Origin of the sequence: Salmonella sp. 5800 (genome assembly GCF_046558195.1) — a bacterium.
In the GTDB taxonomy this organism is placed as follows: Bacteria; Pseudomonadota; Gammaproteobacteria; order Enterobacterales; family Enterobacteriaceae; genus Salmonella; species Salmonella enterica.
This window is the reverse complement of sequence record NZ_JBGDOX010000001.1, coordinates 674,442-692,869: the sequence shown is the minus strand read 5'-3', so window position 1 is coordinate 692,869 and position 18,428 is coordinate 674,442. Positions and strand designations below refer to the sequence as shown.

The 18,428-nt window shown below is 51.0% G+C and carries 20 protein-coding genes and 1 pseudogene; 15 read left to right on the top strand and 6 right to left on the bottom strand.

Translation table 11 applies throughout. From position 1 onward, the window contains the following. Nucleotides 1-199 precede the first annotated feature (199 nt). Nucleotides 200-526 (top strand): glucose-6-phosphate dehydrogenase, encoded by a 327-nt coding sequence (locus ACLJZ5_RS03480; protein WP_000240837.1) that lies wholly within the window; start codon nucleotides 200-202, stop codon nucleotides 524-526. 238 nt (nucleotides 527-764) lie between these two features. After that, nucleotides 765-1,430: a YecA family protein gene (locus tag ACLJZ5_RS03475; RefSeq protein WP_000781521.1), complete on the top strand. Its 666-nt coding sequence runs from the start codon at nucleotides 765-767 to the stop codon at nucleotides 1,428-1,430. Between the two features lie 74 nt (nucleotides 1,431-1,504). On the opposite strand, the gene tyrP is transcribed toward ACLJZ5_RS03475, so the two are convergent. After that, on the bottom strand, nucleotides 1,505-2,716 hold the full coding sequence (tyrP, locus tag ACLJZ5_RS03470; protein ID WP_001562965.1) for a tyrosine transporter TyrP: 1,212 nt from the start codon (nucleotides 2,714-2,716) through the stop codon (nucleotides 1,505-1,507). Nucleotides 2,717-2,942: 226 nt separating this feature from the next. On the opposite strand from tyrP, the gene ACLJZ5_RS03465 reads away from it, so the two are divergent. Beyond that, complete coding sequence (locus ACLJZ5_RS03465; protein ID WP_000377238.1) at nucleotides 2,943-3,182, top strand: YecH family metal-binding protein; 240 nt, start codon at nucleotides 2,943-2,945, stop codon at nucleotides 3,180-3,182. A gap of 45 nt (nucleotides 3,183-3,227) precedes the next feature. Here ACLJZ5_RS03465 and ftnA read toward each other — a convergent pair whose 3' ends face one another. Both ftnA and ACLJZ5_RS03455 read right to left on the bottom strand, forming a co-directional pair. Beyond that, a complete protein-coding gene (ftnA, locus tag ACLJZ5_RS03460) occupies nucleotides 3,228-3,725 on the bottom strand; it encodes a non-heme ferritin (protein WP_000920618.1) in 498 nt (165 codons plus the stop codon). 239 nt (nucleotides 3,726-3,964) lie between these two features. Next, complete coding sequence (locus ACLJZ5_RS03455) at nucleotides 3,965-4,300, bottom strand: YecR-like lipofamily protein (protein ID WP_000803229.1); 336 nt, start codon at nucleotides 4,298-4,300, stop codon at nucleotides 3,965-3,967. 255 nt (nucleotides 4,301-4,555) lie between these two features. On the opposite strand from ACLJZ5_RS03455, the gene ACLJZ5_RS03450 reads away from it, so the two are divergent. Then, a complete protein-coding gene (locus tag ACLJZ5_RS03450) occupies nucleotides 4,556-5,194 on the top strand; it encodes an RpiB/LacA/LacB family sugar-phosphate isomerase (protein WP_000684804.1) in 639 nt (212 codons plus the stop codon). Nucleotides 5,195-5,372: 178 nt separating this feature from the next. On the opposite strand, the gene ACLJZ5_RS03445 is transcribed toward ACLJZ5_RS03450, so the two are convergent. Then, nucleotides 5,373-5,876: a non-heme ferritin-like protein gene (locus tag ACLJZ5_RS03445; protein ID WP_000741707.1), complete on the bottom strand. Its 504-nt coding sequence runs from the start codon at nucleotides 5,874-5,876 to the stop codon at nucleotides 5,373-5,375. Nucleotides 5,877-6,426: 550 nt separating this feature from the next. Between ACLJZ5_RS03445 and ACLJZ5_RS03440 the strand changes: the two genes are divergently transcribed. The 4 genes and pseudogenes from ACLJZ5_RS03440 (at nucleotide 6,427) to otsA (ending at nucleotide 9,816) form a co-directional block, all read left to right on the top strand. After that, complete coding sequence (locus ACLJZ5_RS03440; RefSeq protein ID WP_000754800.1) at nucleotides 6,427-6,984, top strand: DJ-1/PfpI family protein; 558 nt, start codon at nucleotides 6,427-6,429, stop codon at nucleotides 6,982-6,984. A 227-nt stretch (nucleotides 6,985-7,211) separates the two neighbouring features. Further along, nucleotides 7,212-7,394 (top strand): annotated as a pseudogene (gene araH / locus ACLJZ5_RS03435) (L-arabinose ABC transporter permease AraH); the annotation flags it as partial. Nucleotides 7,395-7,616: 222 nt separating this feature from the next. Continuing rightward, entirely contained in the window at nucleotides 7,617-8,420 is an 804-nt protein-coding gene (gene otsB, locus ACLJZ5_RS03430; protein WP_000840114.1) for a trehalose-phosphatase, read from the top strand. Continuing rightward, nucleotides 8,395-9,816, top strand: coding sequence for an alpha,alpha-trehalose-phosphate synthase (gene otsA, locus ACLJZ5_RS03425; RefSeq protein ID WP_000089042.1), 1,422 nt, complete (start codon nucleotides 8,395-8,397; stop codon nucleotides 9,814-9,816). The genes otsB and otsA overlap by 26 nt, the downstream gene beginning before the upstream one ends. A 17-nt stretch (nucleotides 9,817-9,833) precedes the next feature. Here the strand turns inward: otsA and uspC are convergent, their stop codons facing one another. Both uspC and ACLJZ5_RS03415 read right to left on the bottom strand, forming a co-directional pair. Next, nucleotides 9,834-10,262, bottom strand: a complete 429-nt coding sequence (gene uspC / locus ACLJZ5_RS03420) for a universal stress protein UspC (protein ID WP_000122606.1) — start codon at nucleotides 10,260-10,262, stop codon at nucleotides 9,834-9,836. After that, nucleotides 10,259-10,375, bottom strand: a complete 117-nt coding sequence (locus ACLJZ5_RS03415) for a hypothetical protein (RefSeq protein ID WP_001617301.1) — start codon at nucleotides 10,373-10,375, stop codon at nucleotides 10,259-10,261. Before ACLJZ5_RS03415 ends, uspC begins: the two co-directional genes overlap by 4 nt. A gap of 682 nt (nucleotides 10,376-11,057) precedes the next feature. Between ACLJZ5_RS03415 and flhD the strand changes: the two genes are divergently transcribed. The 7 genes from flhD to tar all read left to right on the top strand — a co-directional run bounded on the left by flhD (nucleotide 11,058) and on the right by tar (nucleotide 18,360). Next, nucleotides 11,058-11,399, top strand: a complete 342-nt coding sequence (gene flhD / locus ACLJZ5_RS03410; RefSeq protein ID WP_001518146.1) for a flagellar transcriptional regulator FlhD — start codon at nucleotides 11,058-11,060, stop codon at nucleotides 11,397-11,399. Next, entirely contained in the window at nucleotides 11,396-11,980 is a 585-nt protein-coding gene (gene flhC, locus ACLJZ5_RS03405; protein ID WP_000605987.1) for a flagellar transcriptional regulator FlhC, read from the top strand. Before flhD ends, flhC begins: the two co-directional genes overlap by 4 nt. A 124-nt stretch (nucleotides 11,981-12,104) precedes the next feature. Beyond that, the gene (motA, locus tag ACLJZ5_RS03400) at nucleotides 12,105-12,992 is read left to right on the top strand and encodes a flagellar motor stator protein MotA (protein WP_000906312.1); all 888 of its coding nucleotides are present in this window, start codon (nucleotides 12,105-12,107) and stop codon (nucleotides 12,990-12,992) included. Continuing rightward, nucleotides 12,989-13,918 (top strand): flagellar motor protein MotB, encoded by a 930-nt coding sequence (gene motB, locus ACLJZ5_RS03395; RefSeq protein WP_000795653.1) that lies wholly within the window; start codon nucleotides 12,989-12,991, stop codon nucleotides 13,916-13,918. Before motA ends, motB begins: the two co-directional genes overlap by 4 nt. A gap of 4 nt (nucleotides 13,919-13,922) precedes the next feature. Next, nucleotides 13,923-15,938, top strand: a complete 2,016-nt coding sequence (gene cheA / locus ACLJZ5_RS03390; protein WP_000061302.1) for a chemotaxis protein CheA — start codon at nucleotides 13,923-13,925, stop codon at nucleotides 15,936-15,938. 20 nt (nucleotides 15,939-15,958) lie between these two features. Then, nucleotides 15,959-16,462 (top strand): chemotaxis protein CheW, encoded by a 504-nt coding sequence (cheW, locus tag ACLJZ5_RS03385; protein ID WP_000147295.1) that lies wholly within the window; start codon nucleotides 15,959-15,961, stop codon nucleotides 16,460-16,462. A 236-nt stretch (nucleotides 16,463-16,698) separates the two neighbouring features. After that, nucleotides 16,699-18,360 (top strand): methyl-accepting chemotaxis protein II, encoded by a 1,662-nt coding sequence (gene tar, locus ACLJZ5_RS03380; protein ID WP_000483279.1) that lies wholly within the window; start codon nucleotides 16,699-16,701, stop codon nucleotides 18,358-18,360. Nucleotides 18,361-18,428: the final 68 nt, after the last annotated feature.

The window sequence follows — 18,428 nt, the reverse complement described above, 5'->3', positions numbered from 1 at the left end:
GTTATCGCGGAAGACATGATTAAGGCAACCGTGCGCGTGGATATAAAGAGAGTATCCCTGTAAACTGTGTCTGAAAAAAGTATGAGCTATAGTGCGGGCTGTTTATTTGAAATACTATCTGGAGCTGATTCTGGATGTGATTATGTGTCTCACACATTGAAGTGAGAGTTATTGTTGGCGGTATCTGGCTGGAGGCTGGGTGGTAAAAAGACGTAATTTATTGCATTTTAATAACGGTGCCCGGTCAGAGCGCGATCTTGGGGATCTGGTCACTAAAGTTTTTGAGAAAGCGGCGAAAAAAGAACCGCAACCGCTATACACATTTAGCCTTCCGTTGCTGAGTGTGCAGGATGAGATCCGTGTTTACTGTAAGAAAAAAAATATCAAAATAGGGTACGATACGCTGTTTATGGAAATAACCTTTTCTGCTGACAGAGAAGCGGTAGACGAACTCATTAAACACTTTTTTACTGAAAATAAGCTCTATTTGAGAGGGCGGTTTTATCTGTCCGCGGCGGTGGTATAAGTTAGCATGAGTATAATATAGCGAGAAACCCATCTCTCGCTTTTGTGTGGGGCGAGCGCTTCCTGGCGGAAAATCTGCGCCCTGATCCTCCTTTTGTGCGTTAACTTCCGGAATCCTCCTCATTTCGTGTTAATCTGGCCCCTGATGGTTGCCATCCAAACTGCCTGCAAAAAAATTATTTTTATCCGCTGCAATGTAAGAGGCCTACAGGCGGAAGTCATCACTGAGGAAAAGCGTTATGAAAATGGAACCATTAAACGAGAACGAGCTGGAATGGCTGGATGATGTGCTGACGAAATACAATACCGATCAGGCCATTTTGGATGTCGCGGAGCTGGACGGTCTGATTACTGCGGTACTAAGTTCTCCGCGTCCCATCGAGCCGGAACAGTGGCTGGTCGCGATATGGGGGGGACCCGCGTACGTACCGCGCTGGACATCTGAAAAAGAAATGACGCGATTTATGGATCTGGTGTTCCAGCACATGGCGGACACAGCCGCCCGGCTTGAAGACTATCCAGAACAGTTCGAGCCGCTGTTTGGCCTGCGAGAAGTTGATGGCCATGAATTAACGATTGTTGAAGAATGGTGCTTTGGTTACATGCGCGGAGTGTCGCTGTCCGACTGGTCTGACTTGCCGGATACGCTAAAACCGGCGCTGGAAGCGATTGCCTTACACGGCACTGAAGAAAACTTTGCGCTGTTGGATAAAATGAGCCCGGAAGCGTTCGATAAAAGCGTTGACGCTATCCGTATCGCGGCGCTTGAGCTTCATGCCTGGTGGATGGCGCATCCGCACACGACGCCGCTACAGATGCCGATAAAAGCAGAGGTGAAAGTGGGGCGTAACGATCCTTGTCCATGCGGGAGTGGCAAAAAATTTAAGCAGTGCTGCCTGCATTAATGGCTCGTAAACGGCCATAGCGTGATGATTATCGAGCCTGGACGGCGTCCGGGCCCGGTAATCTTTGCCTGGCATTAACCTGGATCGGGCAGGAACCCCAGTGCGATCGAAAACTGGACGCCAATCACGACAATGCCGCAGATAAACACCAGCGCCAGCGCTGGCGTGCCGCCTGCCACACGATATCCCGCCTGAGGGCTCTGTTTACGGCATTGCCAGACCAGCATGGCAGGGATGAGTAGTGCCAGTACTGCCAGCGCTACGCCGGCATAGCCTAATGCCATCACAAATCCACGTGGGTAGAAAAGCGCAAACGCCAGCGGCGGCAGAAAGGTAATCAGCCCGGTTTGCAGGCGTCCGGACACCGTACTGCGGCGCTGGAATAGATCGGCCAGGTAATCAAATAATCCTAGCGCTACGCCCAGAAAAGAGGTCGCCAGCGCCAGATCGGCGAACAGGTGGACCGCCAGTTCGACATGTGGCGAAGCGACCACTTCTCTGAGCGCCTGCAGCAGGCCATTTAACCCGGCATGGCTGGCCAGTAGCCCTCTGAATGTCGGCGAGTCGATACTTCCCAGCGTGGCGAGCTGCCAAAAAATATAGGCCACTAGCGGAATGGCGCTACCCGTCATAAAGACCCAACGCAGCCGGCGAATGTTGCCGTTCATATAACTCACAATACTCGGTACGCTTCCGTGAAAACCAAACGAGGTGAAAATGACCGGTATGGCGGATAACGCCAGCCCCTGCTGTAAAGGAAGCGTAAGAAGATTTACTTTATGAATATGTGGCGTGAGCAACGCAAGCATGATGACCAGAAAAATGATCTTTGCGCTAAACAGGAAGCGGTTAAAAAGGTCGACCAGCGAGGTGCCCACACACACCACCCCACCGGCAACAAAGGTGAACAGCAGTACTCCGGCAGCGGGCGAGAGCGTGGCGCCAAGCCAGTTATTAATACTGGATGCCAGTAATTCTCCGGCTCCGGAAATGTAGGCGGCGGTGAGCGCATACATTAAGAACATCATACTGAATCCCGTAAGCCACTGTCCGTAACGTCCAAGATAGCGTTTTGCCAACGAGCCCAGCCCGGTATCTGCCGGAACGTGTTGATATACCTCCAGTAATAGTAGCGCGGTATAACACATCAGCGCCCACAGGCCAATCAACAATCCCAGCGTGACGCTGAAACCAACGCCAGCCGCTGCCAGCGGCATTGCCAGCATCCCGGCGCCGATAGTGGTGCCTGCCACGATAAAAATACTGCCCAGAGTTCTGTTTTTCACGCTTTCTACTACCCCGGTAACAAAGAACGGTGATATCCGCGGCGCAGGGTAAGGCATTACGCTATTTTCGTCAAATGGTCGTTACAATGGGTGTACTGTAAAATTTACAGTTCCGGGCATAAAAGCGAATATGGGAAGAGACGCGGACAACCGCCGCAAACCTGCGCTAGCGCAAAGACGCTCGCACACGGACACATTAGGCTACGAGTTTTATTCAGGAGGGGTTATGGATTCCATTCACGGTCACGAAGTACTCAATATGATGATTGAGTCTGGCGAGCAGTACACGCATACCTCGCTGGAGGCGGCAATAAAAGCGCGCTTTGGCGAGCGGGCACGATTTCACACCTGTTCAGCGTCAGATATGACGGCGGCGGAACTGGTCGCGTTTCTGGCGGCGAAAGGAAAGTTTATTGCCGTGGAGGACGGTTTTTCAACGCATGAGAGTAAAATCTGCCGCCACTAATACGCCACGGTGAGAGCTCGTCTCACCGTGTAAGGACGTGTTGGATTAATTTTGCGTATCCAGTGTGGAGAGTTCTTTATCAATGAAATAAAGCCCTTCGCCGCTTTTTCCCGCCAGCGTTAATTTATCAATAATAGATTTGAACAGTTTTTCTTCTTCATGCTGCTCGGCCACATACCACTGCAAGAAATTAAATGTCGGATAATCCTGGCTGGTCATTGCGGCATGAGCCAGTTCATTAATTTTTTGCGTAATAATCTGCTCATGCTCATAGGTCGCGCGGAACAGCTCATCCAGTGAGGTGTACTCAGCGAAGGGCGAAGAAACGGTATTAATGCGCGGCAGGCTTCCGGTATCGGTAAGGTAGTCAAACAGGCGCTGCATATGCGTCATCTCTTCTTGCGCATGGCGACGAAGAAATGCGGCCGCGCCTTCAAAGCTGTGATAGCTGCACCACGCGCTCATTTGTTGATAGAGCAGGGAGGAATACAACTCCAGATTCATTTGCTCATTCAGCTTGTCGATCATTTCTGTTTTCAGCATGGTTCCGCTCCACAAATAGCAAAAGATATACAGTAATGTGGCGCCACTATAATTTGTTATTTTATTATTTGCAAAAGGTAAAATATTATTTTTAATTATTAAAAATACGAATGGGAATAAAACGCATTAGCGCCAGTGTATAGCGTATAGAAATAAAGGAAAGCCAGCACCTTCATGCTGGCAATAGCGACCCTGCACTCTCCTTCATTGTACATTGTGTCGGCGTTAAGCCAGCCGCCTTAATAATAAAGCGGCATGATTTGCGGGACGGCAACGCCCCGGCACTGCCAGGAGAGGGTAAATCGGGTGTTCAGACACAACGAGCCCGCATAAATGCTACAGGTTCCTACCGGCTGACCAAACGAAACGGCATCGGCATAGCCCATCTGCTGGCATTCGCGTGTTGCGGTCCCGTGAGATACATAATCATCTGTCCGTGAAGTAAAAAATAGCGGCTGGTTATACGTCAGGCGCACGATGCCGCTTATTGGGCTGGCTTCGCTGACCTGCGCTTGTCGAGTAATGGTGCATCCCGTCAGGGCTAGCAGTGAAAGAGTAAAAATAAGAGGCTTCATAAAATCGCTCCGACAATTCGGTATCAGACCATGCTACCTCGTGTCTTGCACCGTCAATGGCTGGAATAACTTACGGATTCGCCTTGATTAAAGGTAACGGCAGGAGGTTTACAGCGGGAACAGAAAATGTGTGAGCGTCTCTTCATTTAATGAAACTTGGTTTCATTAAATTTGAATGCGTGTTCTTAAGTGTATAGTGTGGGCAAAACGTCATGATTTACGCAGACGCGACCGTCTGCATTCAGGAGGAACACGATGAAAATTGCACTGATGATGGAAAATAGCCAGGCCAGCAAAAATGCCATCATTTATAACGAACTTAGCGCCGTCGCCAATGAAAAGGGATTTCCCGTTTTTAACGTCGGCATGTGCGACGAAAATGACCATCACCTGACGTACATTCATTTAGGCATCATGGCAAGTATTCTGCTTAATGCAAACGCGGTTGATTTTGTGGTTACTGGCTGTGGCACCGGGCAGGGCGCGCTGATGTCGTTAAATATTCATCCAGGTGTCATTTGTGGCTATTGCATCGATCCGGCAGATGCTTTTCTGTTTGCGCAGATCAACAACGGCAATGCGTTGTCCCTGCCATTTGCAAAAGGCTTTGGCTGGGGCGCTGAGCTGAACGTGCGTTTCATCTTTGAAAAAGCGTTTACCGGGCGTAAAGGCGAGGGGTATCCGCCTGAGCGCAAAGCGCCGCAGGTACGCAATGCGGGCATTTTGAACCAGGTTAAGGCCGCGGTCGTCAAAGAGAATTATCTGGATACACTGCGGGCTATCGATCCTGAACTGGTTAAAACGGCGGTTTCAGGGCCGCGTTTCCAGCAATGTTTGTTTGAAAACGGACAGAATAAAGAAATAGAAGCGTTTGTACGTGAGATGCTGGGGTAATGCCCGGACAAGCCAGAGACGTTTCGCGCCTGTCGGCTGGCATGATGTGCCGATACTACGCCAGTAGCGACAGGCGCCACCTCTGGCAAACAGATCAGAAACGGTGTAGGCCGGATAAGCTGCTTCGCGTTGCTATCCGGCTAATAACGTCTCAATATTGTCGCTCGGGGTGCCGCTATCAGTGATGCTGATAGGTCACGACGTTAAGGAGATGCTGATCGGTTTGCGCCAGGCATAACCCTGCTCGTTTAGCGCTGCGAACTTCTTCGAGAATAGTTTGTAAAAGTACGCCATCCTGCTGCTGCTCTTTTTCCAGGGTATGGAGAAAATCAAGCGTTGAGGCATCATTCAGCGCTTTCGCTTCATCTGCCAGACGCGACAGCGTGCTGGCGCGTTGCTGATAATCCTCCAGGGTTTTCTGGAACAATTCTTCCAGAGAGCAGAGCTCTTCACCCGGAACGTCAATGGCTTTAACGATAGGGGTGGCGCCGGCGTTTTTCATAAAATTAAACATGCGCATCATCTGCGTCACGTTGCCTTGCGCCTGGGTACGAAGAAAGGTGGCGGTGCCTGTTAAACTGTGTTCAGAACACCATTCGCTTAGATGGAGGTAAAGATTTGATGCGTAAAACTCAAGGTTCATTGGCGTGTTGAGCTTTTGAACCATTCCTACAGCTGCCATAACAATATCCTTATTTCCAGAAAGTGTTGATGTGCATGACAGACGAGAATGCAACGGGTCGTTGTCACATTCTTACCTCTATGCACAATAAATACTCTTAGCAGAAGAACTCCGTTCCGCCAGTCCCTTATGCGATCTCATTTCCTGTTTATCGATCGGTAATGAGAATAGCGCGTCAATAAAAATAAGAAAATCCTTAAATGCAATTGTTTATCTTTTTTTACATTTTCAGCGGTGTGATTTTTTCGGGTGTAATGGCTTTTGGTATGACATGATTTCAATGCTTTGAAAGATAAAGGGTATTCTATTTTTCACTGATTTATGAAACATTGTTTCAGATCATGAGGTGAGACTTTCAAGTATGGTAATTTCAATAAAATAAACATTAGTCAGTCTGGATATCACACGCATAAACGGTTGAGAGCAAATATGCCTGTTTTTATAAACTAGCCGATTTTGCGGTAGATCATTTTTAATGTCATTAATCATACGAGTACGTTATTCGGTTGAGCGCAGTTTTGATGGGTGACTCGTTAACAAGGAGCAGTCAATGAAAAAGGTCGCGGTGCTGTTGGCACCAGGATTTGAAGAAGCAGAGGCCATTGTTACTCTTGATATTCTGCGACGTTTGCATATCGACGTCGAAACGCTGGCGTGTGCTGAATCACGGGCGGTGGTGAGTTACCATGATATTCCTATGGTTGCGGACAGCACGCTGAGTGAACGCCAGCAGGCTCTTTTCGATGCGGTAGTGCTGCCGGGCGGTCCGCAGGGGAGCGCTAATCTGGCGGCTAATCCGGCCGTGATCGCTTTCGTTGCGCGTCATGATGCGGCAGGCAAATTAATTTGTCCTATCTGTTCCGCGGCGGCAAGGGTGCTGGGTGCTCACGGATTGCTGAAGGGGCGTCGTTATGTCTGTTCCGGCGACCTGTGGAAAGCGGTTCCGGAAGGTGTCTATGTGGATGCGCCCGTTGTTGAAGATGGTAATTTAATTAGCGGCAAAGGCTTGGGTCATGTCTTTGATTTCGCGCTAACCCTTTCCGCCAGACTGCTGGGAGACGATGCGCCGGTTCGCGAACAGGCTGAACATATCTATTATCCCTGGTAATCGTTATTCACCCAGGGCCGTAAGGATTAGCTGGCTGATGTATGGATTAATGTGCTGGCTTTCCTGCCTTTTGGCTGATGAATTCGCTCTGGGTTATGTCATTTTCCGCTAAAACTATTCCTGCCATCAGCATTTATCTAATGAATGAAAGACAGTGCACCGTTTTACGCCTTCTCTAACAAGAATCGTTTGATTTTACCCTACATAAAAAACGCTAAAGCTGGTCAATGACTTCCCTGGGTTATGAGTTAATCGTTATTTCTGCGTGTGTCTTAGGGGGTGTATTCCTGAAAGGCGGCCTCGGAAAAGTCTCATATGTGGTGGCGAGCGTACTGATATCAGGAACGGTGGAGAACGCGATGAACCTGTACAACATTTCACCTTTTGCACAGTGTGTGGTTCGCGGCTGAATCCTTCTGGCAGCAGTTATTTTCGACCATTATAAGCAAAAAGCGAAGCGTACGATTTGATGAATTAACACTCAACTAAACAGTATAGCTTCACGTCATCGCCAACCGCTACCCCGTCTGGCGATGGTCTTTCTAAATGGCGAGCAGCGTCACACTGTCTATACTTACATGACTAATGAGACCGTTTGTGAGTCTCAATATGATGATAAGGAGGAGACCAGGGTGGCAGAACCGTTAACCGTATCCCCCGAACTCACTGCGAACTATGCGTATTTTTTTGACCTTGATGGCACATTGGCAGAGATAAAGCCTCATCCCGATCAGGTAGTGGTACCGCATAAAATCCTTCAGTTGTTAGACCGTCTCGCGGCGCACAACGCAGGGGCACTGGCATTGATTTCAGGGCGTTCAATGACTGAGCTGGATGCTTTGGCGAAGCCTTTTCGCTTTCCGCTCGCCGGCGTTCACGGGGCAGAGCGTCGTGACATCAATGGTAAAACCCATATCGTGCGCCTTCCTGAAGCGGTAGTCCGTGAGGTGGAGGCGTTATTACGTTCGACGCTTGTAGCGCTGCCCGGAACGGAGCTGGAGACGAAGGGGATGGCGTTTGCGCTGCACTACCGTCAGGCTCCGGAACATGAAGCGGCGCTATTGGCGCTTGCGCAACACGTTACGCAGCACTGGCCGCAACTGGCGTTGCAGCCTGGTAAATGTGTTGTGGAAATCAAACCTAAGGGAACCAATAAAGGCGAAGCGATTGCCGCCTTTATGCAGGAGGCGCCCTTTGCGGGACGGATTCCCGTTTTTGTGGGCGACGATTTGACCGATGAGGCTGGCTTTGGCGTGGTGAATCACGCTGGCGGAATTTCCGTAAAAGTGGGCGTCGGGGCAACCCAGGCGGCATGGCGGCTGGAAAGCGTACCCGATGTCTGGCGCTGGCTGGAGCAAATCAATTATCCACAACAAGAACAACAAGTAATGAATAACAGGAGAGATGGCTATGAGTCGTTTAGTCGTAGTATCTAATCGAATTGCCCCCCCGGATAATAAAGGCGGCGCCGGCGGCCTCGCCGTTGGCGTGCTTGGCGCGCTAAAAGCGGCTGGCGGGTTGTGGTTCGGCTGGAGTGGCGAGACAGGTAACGAGGATGAGCCATTAAAAAAGGTGACAAAAGGTAATATTACCTGGGCATCGTTTAACCTGAGTGAACAAGATTACGAAGATTATTACTGTCAATTTTCCAATGCGGTTCTCTGGCCTGCGTTCCATTATCGTCTGGACCTGGTACAGTTTCAGCGTCCTGCATGGGAAGGCTATATGCGGGTGAATGCGTTATTAGCGGATAAGTTATTGCCCCTCATTAAAGAGAACGACATCATTTGGGTGCATGACTACCACCTGTTACCGTTCGCCAGCGAGCTGCGTAAACGCGGCGTGAACAACCGAATTGGTTTTTTCCTGCATATTCCATTCCCGACCCCGGAGATTTTTAACGCCTTACCGCCGCATGATGAACTGCTGGAGCAGTTGTGTGACTTTGATCTGCTAGGGTTCCAGACGGAAAATGATCGCCTGGCTTTTCTGGATAGCCTTTCGAGTCAAACGCGAGTCACGACTCGCAGCGGCAAGCAGCATATCGCGTGGGGTAAAGACTTCCAGACAGAAGTGTATCCTATCGGTATTGAGCCCGATGAGATTGCTCTACAGGCTGCCGGGCCGTTGCCGCCAAAACTGGCGCAGCTCAAGGCGGAACTGAAAAATGTGAAGAATATTTTTTCCGTTGAGCGGCTGGATTATTCGAAAGGGCTGCCGGAACGCTTTCTGGCGTATGAAGCGCTACTGGAAAACTATCCGCAGCATCGGGGAAAAATTCGTTATACCCAAATTGCGCCTACGTCACGCGGCGAAGTACAGGCATATCAGGATATTCGCCACCAGCTTGAGACGGAAGCAGGCCGGATTAATGGGAAATATGGACAATTGGGCTGGACGCCGCTCTATTATCTGAATCAGCATTTTGACCGTAAACTGTTAATGAAGATATTCCGTTATTCAGACGTCGGGCTCGTCACCCCGTTGCGTGACGGGATGAACCTGGTGGCGAAAGAGTTTGTCGCCGCGCAGGACCCCGCTAATCCTGGCGTATTGGTACTGTCACAGTTTGCCGGCGCGGCGAATGAACTGACGTCGGCGTTAATCGTCAATCCTTACGATCGGGATGACGTGGCGGCGGCGCTCAATCGTGCGTTAACGATGCCCCTTGCTGAGCGTATTTCGCGCCATGCGGAAATGCTGGACGTGATCGTTAAAAATGACATTAACCGCTGGCAGGAGCGTTTTATTCATGACCTAAAGGAGGTCACGCCGCGTAGCCCTGAGCGTCAGCAGCAGAACAACGTGGCGACGTTCCCTAAGCTGGCCTGAAATATTGCGAGCGGCGACTAGTCGCCCGCTAACGGCACCAGCAACACATCTACCTGGCTGGCGCTGACGACACTTTTTGCCGAGCAGGACGCGCGCGAAAAGAAACTGTGGTTATGGTTGCCGCAAATGACCAGATCAACATGGTGTTTGCGGCACACAGCTAAAATATGCTGGCTTAACTCACCTGATGCGATGAAAGTTTGTTCAATCGGATAATCCGCCTTTTCCCCCAGCATCTTAAGAAAATTCTCGGTCTCCTCATGCATAACCGCGCGTAAATCCTCCATCATGGGCGCGGCGAACTGGTTATACAGTTCGGGATCGGAAGCGAGAGTAATCAGGCTTACTTTCGCCTGAACAGGGCGGGCGATAGAGACCGCTTTAGCCAGTAGCTGGTGACTTTCCGGGGTGACGGCAACGGCGACAAGAATATGGGTGTAGCTCATAACTCGCTCCTTGATTGCAAGAATATGAGATTGTGCTTTAGCTTTACTCTGTTTATCGCATTTCTGCAATGCGCTAATGCCACATTAATGTGAAGGACATCATAATTAATCATTAATTATTCTTATGTAAAGAATCGTGGCATAAGACACTTTTTACACACCACCAGGATGCTTTATTTAAACGGGTGAACAAGGAAAGCTAAAAGTTAAATCAAATGAGCTTATTTTTAACAGAGGAGGGCGTATGCTGTGACGAGATTAATTAATAACGTTTAATATTTAAGCCACTGTTTAATAAAGGTAAAATAGAATCGTTTCTAAAATAGAAATAATAGCCTGTTATCTATTATCCTGGCGTTATTTTAACAGAGAGAAACAAAAAAGAATTTGGTGTTGACGTACCCCTATTCAGCAGTGTGGAATAGAAAAAGTGAACATTAGGTTATTAATTAAACAAAGTAAAAGCCATGCTGATGGTTTTATAGTAAGTATTCTGTTAAATTATGTGATCTACATCACATATTTTCTAAAATCGCCGTCCCGCTCCGTTGTATGTCACGAAGCTGACGAGTAGAGTTGCGTCGAATTAGGAAAAATCTTAGGCATTTGTAAGAATTGATGTAAACGTGTAAGGCGAATCTCAGTGTGAGGCTGCGTTATACGTCACAATGTCCACAATGTCTGAGCGCTGCTATGCATTTGACCTTTTTGCTTCTTTTACCGGGCCTTCCCGGCGACATCACGGGGTGCGGCTACGTCGCACAAAAATAAAGTTGGTTATTCTGGATGGGAACAATGCATACATCCGAGTTGCTAAAACACATTTATGACATCAATTTGTCATATTTACTCCTTGCACAGCGTTTGATCGTCCAGGACAAAGCATCTGCGATGTTCCGCCTCGGTATCAACGAAGAGATGGCAAACACACTGGGCGCGTTGACCCTGCCGCAGATGGTCAAACTGGCGGAGACGAACCAGTTAGTTTGTCATTTCCGGTTTGACGATCATCAGACGATCACCCGTTTGACTCAGGATTCGCGCGTCGATGATTTACAGCAGATTCACACAGGTATCATGCTTTCAACGCGTCTGCTCAATGAAGTGGACGATACGGCGCGTAAGAAAAGGGCATGATAATGAGTGAAAAAAGCATTGTTCAGGAAGCTCGCGATATCCAGTTGGCGATGGAGTTGATTAATCTTGGCGCTCGTCTACAAATGCTGGAAAGCGAAACACAGCTCAGCCGTGGTCGCCTCATCAGGCTGTACAAAGAATTACGCGGTAGCCCGCCGCCTAAAGGGATGCTGCCATTTTCGACAGACTGGTTTATGACCTGGGAGCAAAATATTCATGCCTCCATGTTCTGCAACGCCTGGCAATTTTTACTGAAGACCGGCTTATGCAGCGGTGTGGATGCGGTGATTAAAGCTTATCGGCTTTATCTTGAGCAGTGTCCGCAACCGCCTGAAGGGCCGTTGTTGGCGCTGACTCGCGCATGGACGCTGGTGCGTTTTGTTGAAAGTGGGTTGCTTGAATTGTCGAGCTGTAACTGCTGCGGTGGGAACTTTATTACCCATGCGCATCAGCCCGTGGGCAGCTTTGCGTGTAGTTTATGCCAGCCGCCATCCCGCGCAGTAAAAAGACGTAAACTTTCCCGAGATGCTGCCGATATTATTCCACAACTGCTGGATGAACAGATCGAACAGGCTGTTTAACCGAAACGGTGTGGACAAACACTCCAGCAGCGGTAAGTCATTACCGCTGCTTTTTTTTGCCTTGCCTTCGCGTTAATCGCCCGACTGCGCATCCTGTCATAGTCAACAGCGGAAGGATGATGTCGTGCTTATCTTATTAGGTTACCTGGTGGTTATCGGTACAGTTTTCGGCGGTTATGTCATGACCGGCGGACACCTTGGGGCACTCTATCAACCTGCTGAACTGGTCATCATTGGCGGCGCGGGGATAGGGGCGTTCATTGTCGGCAACAACGGGAAGGCCATCAAAGGCACGATGAAAGCGATCCCGTTGTTATTTCGTCGTTCGAAATACACGAAATCTATGTACATGGATTTGCTGGCGTTGCTCTATCGCCTGATGGCCAAATCACGCCAGCAGGGGATGTTCTCCCTTGAACGCGATATTGAAAATCCGAAAGAGAGTGAAATCTTCGCCAGTTATCCGCGTATTCTGGCCGATGCGGTAATGCTTGATTTTATTGTCGATTATCTGCGCCTGATCATCAGCGGCAACATGAATACGTTCGAAATTGAAGCGTTGATGGATGAAGAGATTGAAACCCATGAAAGCGAGGCGGAAGTCCCGGCCAACAGCCTGGCGATGGTGGGGGATTCGCTGCCTGCCTTTGGTATCGTCGCGGCGGTAATGGGGGTGGTTCACGCTCTGGCTTCAGCCGATCGTCCGGCAGCGGAGTTGGGGGCGCTGATTGCCCATGCCATGGTAGGTACGTTCCTCGGTATTTTACTGGCTTATGGATTCATTTCACCGTTAGCGACCGTTTTGCGCCAGAAGAGCGCCGAAACCACCAAAATGATGCAGTGCGTAAAAATTACACTGCTGTCTAATCTGAACGGCTATGCGCCGCCGATTGCCGTGGAATTTGGTCGTAAAACGCTTTATTCCAGTGAGCGTCCATCGTTTATTGAGTTGGAAGAACACGTTCGCGCAGTGAGAAACCCAAACCAGCAGCAGACGACTGAGGAAGCATGAAAAATCAGGCTCATCCCATTGTCGTCGTAAAACGCCGCAGGCACAAACCGCACGGCGGCGGGGCGCACGGTTCCTGGAAAATTGCCTACGCCGATTTTATGACGGCGATGATGGCTTTTTTTCTGGTGATGTGGCTGATTTCCATCTCCAGCCCTAAAGAATTAATTCAGATTGCCGAATATTTTCGTACGCCGTTGGCCACCGCGGTAACGGGGGGAAATCGGATTGCCAATAGCGAGAGCCCGATACCAGGCGGCGGCGATGATTACACCCAACAGCAGGGTGAAGTGGAAAAGCAGCCGAATATCGACGAGCTGAAAAAACGGATGGAGCAGAGTCGCTTAAACAAACTGCGCGGCGATCTGGATCAGCTGATCGAATCCGATCCCAAACTGCGCGCGTTACGTCCGCATCTGAAAATTGATTTGGTTCAGGAGGGGTTGCGCATCCAGATTATCGACAGCCAGAACCGCCCGATGTTTAAAACCGGCAGCGCCGAAGTTGAGCCGTATATGCGCGATATCCTGCGTGCGATTGCGCCAGTGTTAAACGGTATACCTAATCGCATTAGCCTGGCCGGCCATACCGATGACTTTCCCTACGCGAACGGCGAAAAAGGCTATAGCAACTGGGAGTTATCCGCCGATCGCGCCAATGCCTCGCGTCGCGAACTGGTCGCTGGCGGGCTGGATAACGGAAAAGTATTACGGGTGGTTGGCATGGCCGCCACGATGCGGCTGAGCGATCGCGGTCCTGATGACGCCATCAACCGCCGTATAAGCCTGCTGGTGTTAAACAAACAGGCGGAACAGGCCATTTTGCATGAAAACGCTGAAAGCCAGAATGAGCCGGTAAGTGTATTACAACAGCCTGCGGCAGCCCCGCCGGCAAGCGTACCCACATCGCCAAAAGCGGAACCGAGGTGATAGCGTGAGCATGGATATTAGCGATTTTTATCAGACATTTTTTGATGAAGCTGACGAGCTGTTGGCTGATATGGAGCAGCATCTGCTGGATTTGGTGCCGGAATCCCCGGACGCTGAACAACTGAACGCCATTTTTCGCGCGGCGCACTCCATTAAAGGCGGCGCGGGCACATTCGGCTTCACTATTCTGCAGGAAACCACACATTTAATGGAAAACCTGCTGGATGAAGCCCGACGCGGTGAAATGCAGCTCAATACCGACATTATCAACCTGTTTTTGGAAACGAAAGATATTATGCAGGAACAGCTCGACGCCTATAAAAACTCCGAAGAGCCGGATGCCGCAAGCTTCGAATATATCTGCAATGCGCTACGCCAGTTGGCGCTGGAGGCGAAAGGCGAAACCACGCCGGCGGTCGTAGAAACCGCGGCACTAAGCGCGGCGATCCAGGAAGAGAGCGTAGCCGAAACCGAATCGCCTCGTGACGAGAGTAAACTGCGCATTGTACTTTCACGGTTGAAAGCCAATGAGGTCGATCTGCTTGAAGAAGAGTTGGGCAATCTGGCTACTCTGACGGATGTCGTTAAGGGAGCGGATTCACTGTCGGCAACTCTGGATGGCAGCGTCGCGGAAGATGACATTGTCGCGGTGCTCTGTTTTGTCATCGAGGCCGATCAGATCGCTTTTGAAAAAGTGGTCGCCGCGCCCGTGGAAAAAGCGCAAGAGAAAACCGAGGTAGCACCGGTAGCGCCTCCGGCAGTCGTTGCGCCAGCCGCCAAAAGCGCGGCCCATGAACATCATGCGGGGCGTGAAAAACCTGCGCGTGAACGCGAGTCCACCAGCATTCGCGTGGCGGTAGAGAAAGTGGATCAGCTCATAAACCTGGTCGGCGAGTTAGTGATTACCCAGTCAATGTTGGCCCAGCGTTCTAACGAGCTGGACCCGGTAAACCACGGCGATCTCATTACCAGTATGGGGCAGTTACAACGTAACGCCCGCGACTTACAAGAGTCGGTGATGTCGATTCGCATGATGCCTATGGAGTATGTCTTCAGCCGTTTCCCGCGTCTGGTACGCGATTTAGCGGGCAAACTGGGCAAGCAGGTAGAGTTGACGCTGGTGGGGAGTTCCACTGAACTTGATAAAAGCCTGATCGAACGCATTATCGACCCGCTAACGCACCTGGTGCGCAACAGTCTCGACCACGGGATTGAAATGCCAGAAAAACGCCTTGAGGCGGGGAAAAATGTTGTCGGCAATCTGATCCTTTCCGCAGAACATCAGGGCGGGAATATTTGTATTGAAGTGACCGATGACGGCGCGGGGCTTAACCGTGAGCGTATCCTGGCGAAGGCCATGTCGCAGGGGATGGCGGTGAATGAAAACATGACCGACGATGAAGTAGGCATGTTGATCTTCGCGCCGGGATTCTCAACTGCGGAACAGGTCACGGATGTCTCCGGTCGCGGCGTTGGCATGGATGTGGTGAAACGTAACATTCAGGAGATGGGCGGTCACGTTGAGATCCAGTCAAAACAAGGCTCCGGCACCACGATTCGTATTCTGCTGCCGTTGACGCTGGCCATCCTCGATGGGATGTCGGTTCGCGTGGCGGGGGAAGTTTTTATCCTGCCGTTAAATGCGGTGATGGAGTCGCTGCAACCGCGTGAAGAGGATCTTCATCCGCTGGCGGGCGGCGAACGGGTTCTGGAAGTTCGCGGCGAGTATTTGCCGCTGGTCGAATTGTGGAAAGTGTTTGACGTGGACGGGGCGAAAACCGAAGCCACGCAGGGCATTGTTGTGATCCTGCAAAGCGCGGGACGCCGTTACGCGCTACTGGTCGATCAGCTCATCGGTCAGCACCAGGTGGTGGTCAAAAATCTGGAAAGCAATTATCGCAAGGTACCGGGGATTTCCGCCGCGACGATCCTGGGCGACGGCAGCGTCGCGCTGATTGTTGATGTTTCCGCATTGCAGGGTTTAAACCGCGAACAACGTATGGCGATCACAGCCGCCTGATTGAGTGAGAAGGGAATAATATGACCGGTATGAGTAATGTAAGCAAACTGGCCGGCGAGCCGTCAGGTCAGGAATTCCTGGTGTTTACACTGGGAAATGAAGAGTACGGCATCGATATCCTGAAAGTACAGGAGATCCGTGGCTATGACCAAGTGACGCGCATCGCCAATACACCGGCCTTTATAAAAGGGGTGACTAACCTGCGCGGCGTGATTGTACCCATTGTCGATCTGCGCGTGAAATTCTGCGAAGGCGACGTTGAGTATGATGACAATACGGTAGTGATCGTACTGAATCTGGGGCAACGCGTCGTCGGGATAGTGGTAGACGGCGTGTCTGACGTACTGTCGTTAACGGCGGAACAGATCCGTCCGGCGCCAGAATTTGCCGTGACCTTGTCAACAGAATATTTGACGGGATTGGGCGCGCTCGGCGAGCGTATGCTGATTCTGGTGAATATCGAAAAACTGCTTAACAGCGAAGAGATGGCGCTGCTGGATATCGCAGCATCACACGTCGCGTAATAACGTTGCCGGATGGCGTCGCGCCATCCGGCAATATTCACCGTTATGCTTCCACCAGCGGTGAGAGTGCCTCTTCATCGCCCGCGCCCAGCCCCTGCATTTTGCGCCGGCATCGCCGCTGCGACACTGTTATTGTCAATATCGTCTTCCGGAACAGCGTATTTCCTTTTTGCAAAAGTAAAGTTATCACCGCAGGTGCCGATAACGTTGATAACTCGTTATCAGGAAGGTGCCTTATGTTTAACCGTATCCGCGTTGTCACAATGCTGATGATGGTGCTGGGGGTTTTCGCACTGCTACAGCTTGTTTCCGGTGGTTTGCTGTTTTCTTCATTACAGCATAACCAGCAAGGTTTTGTTATTTCTAACGAATTACGCCAGCAACAAAGCGAACTCACGTCGACATGGGACTTAATGCTGCAAACGCGCATTAACCTGAGCCGCTCCGCCGCACGCATGATGATGGACGCTTCTAACCAGCAGAGCAGCGCCAAAACGGATTTACTCCAGAATGCAAAAACGACCCTCGCACAGGCGGCGGCGCACTACGCCAATTTCAAAAACATGACGCCATTGCCAGCGATGGCGGAGGCCAGCGCGAACGTCGATGAAAAATATCAGCGCTATCAGGCCGCATTAACCGAACTTATTCAGTTTCTGGACAATGGCAATATGGATGCCTACTTCGCCCAGCCAACCCAGGGAATGCAAAACGCGTTGGGCGAGGCGCTGGGCAATTACGCCCGGGTGAGCGAAAACCTGTACCGCCAGACATTTGATCAAAGCGCTCATGACTACCGTTTTGCGCAATGGCAACTGGGGGTTCTTGCGGTCGTGCTGGTGCTGATTTTGATGGTGGTTTGGTTCGGCATTCGTCATGCCCTGCTTAACCCATTAGCGCGAGTGATTACTCATATCCGTGAAATTGCCAGCGGCGATCTGACGAAAACGCTCACCGTCTCAGGACGTAATGAAATTGGCGAACTGGCGGGAACGGTTGAACATATGCAACGCTCGCTGATTGACACCGTGACGCAGGTTCGTGAAGGTTCGGATGCGATTTATTCCGGCACCAGTGAAATTGCCGCCGGTAATACCGACCTCTCTTCCCGTACCGAACAACAAGCCTCCGCTCTGGAAGAGACGGCGGCCAGCATGGAACAACTGACGGCCACCGTGAAGCAAAACGCCGATAACGCCCGTCAGGCTTCGCAACTGGCGCAAAGCGCCTCCGAGACCGCGCGTCATGGCGGCAAAGTGGTCGACGGCGTAGTAAACACTATGCACGAAATTGCCGACAGTTCGAAAAAAATCGCTGACATTATCAGCGTTATCGACGGTATTGCCTTCCAGACTAACATTCTGGCGCTGAACGCGGCGGTAGAAGCGGCGCGCGCGGGAGAGCAGGGGCGCGGTTTTGCGGTCGTGGCAGGCGAGGTGCGTAATCTGGCCAGCCGCAGTGCCCAGGCGGCGAAAGAAATAAAAGCGTTGATTGAAGATTCCGTCTCGCGTGTCGATACCGGTTCAGTGCTGGTGGAAAGCGCCGGGGAAACCATGACTGACATCGTCAATGCCGTTACGCGCGTCACGGATATCATGGGCGAAATCGCCTCCGCCTCGGATGAACAAAGCCGGGGTATCGATCAGGTCGCTTTGGCCGTTTCCGAAATGGATCGCGTAACGCAACAGAACGCCTCGCTGGTTCAGGAATCCGCAGCGGCCGCCGCCGCGCTGGAAGAGCAGGCCAGCCGTCTGACCCAGGCGGTATCGGCTTTCCGCCTGGCATCGCGACCGCTGGCGGTAAATAAACCTGAGATGCGTTTATCAGTGGACGCTCAGTCCGGCAATACGCCGCGGCCCTTAGCCGCCGGGGATGATGCGAACTGGGAAACCTTCTGATCGATGTGCGCTGTGTGCTGTCGGTTATCGATTAATTTGCGAACCCGCCGATCCCTTTCGTCTGGTTC

Bases quoted from the DNA above. Each gene is read 5' to 3' on its own strand.
- ACLJZ5_RS03415 (WP_001617301.1), bottom strand. From the start codon at position 10,375: ATGATTAATTATGATGTCCTTCACATTAATGTGGCATTAGCGCATTGC.
- flhC (WP_000605987.1), top strand. From the start codon at position 11,396: ATGATAATGAGTGAAAAAAGCATTGTTCAGGAAGCTCGCGATATCCAG.
- ftnA (WP_000920618.1), bottom strand. From the start codon at position 3,725: ATGCTGAAAACAGAAATGATCGACAAGCTGAATGAGCAAATGAATCTG.
- motB (WP_000795653.1), top strand. From the start codon at position 12,989: ATGAAAAATCAGGCTCATCCCATTGTCGTCGTAAAACGCCGCAGGCAC.
- ACLJZ5_RS03440 (WP_000754800.1), top strand. From the start codon at position 6,427: ATGAAAAAGGTCGCGGTGCTGTTGGCACCAGGATTTGAAGAAGCAGAG.
- flhD (WP_001518146.1), top strand. From the start codon at position 11,058: ATGCATACATCCGAGTTGCTAAAACACATTTATGACATCAATTTGTCA.
- ACLJZ5_RS03445 (WP_000741707.1), bottom strand. From the start codon at position 5,876: ATGGCAGCTGTAGGAATGGTTCAAAAGCTCAACACGCCAATGAACCTT.
- uspC (WP_000122606.1), bottom strand. From the start codon at position 10,262: ATGAGCTACACCCATATTCTTGTCGCCGTTGCCGTCACCCCGGAAAGT.
- ACLJZ5_RS03465 (WP_000377238.1), top strand. From the start codon at position 2,943: ATGGATTCCATTCACGGTCACGAAGTACTCAATATGATGATTGAGTCT.
- cheW (WP_000147295.1), top strand. From the start codon at position 15,959: ATGACCGGTATGAGTAATGTAAGCAAACTGGCCGGCGAGCCGTCAGGT.
- otsA (WP_000089042.1), top strand. From the start codon at position 8,395: ATGAGTCGTTTAGTCGTAGTATCTAATCGAATTGCCCCCCCGGATAAT.
- ACLJZ5_RS03475 (WP_000781521.1), top strand. From the start codon at position 765: ATGAAAATGGAACCATTAAACGAGAACGAGCTGGAATGGCTGGATGAT.
- ACLJZ5_RS03450 (WP_000684804.1), top strand. From the start codon at position 4,556: ATGAAAATTGCACTGATGATGGAAAATAGCCAGGCCAGCAAAAATGCC.
- ACLJZ5_RS03455 (WP_000803229.1), bottom strand. From the start codon at position 4,300: ATGAAGCCTCTTATTTTTACTCTTTCACTGCTAGCCCTGACGGGATGC.
- tar (WP_000483279.1), top strand. From the start codon at position 16,699: ATGTTTAACCGTATCCGCGTTGTCACAATGCTGATGATGGTGCTGGGG.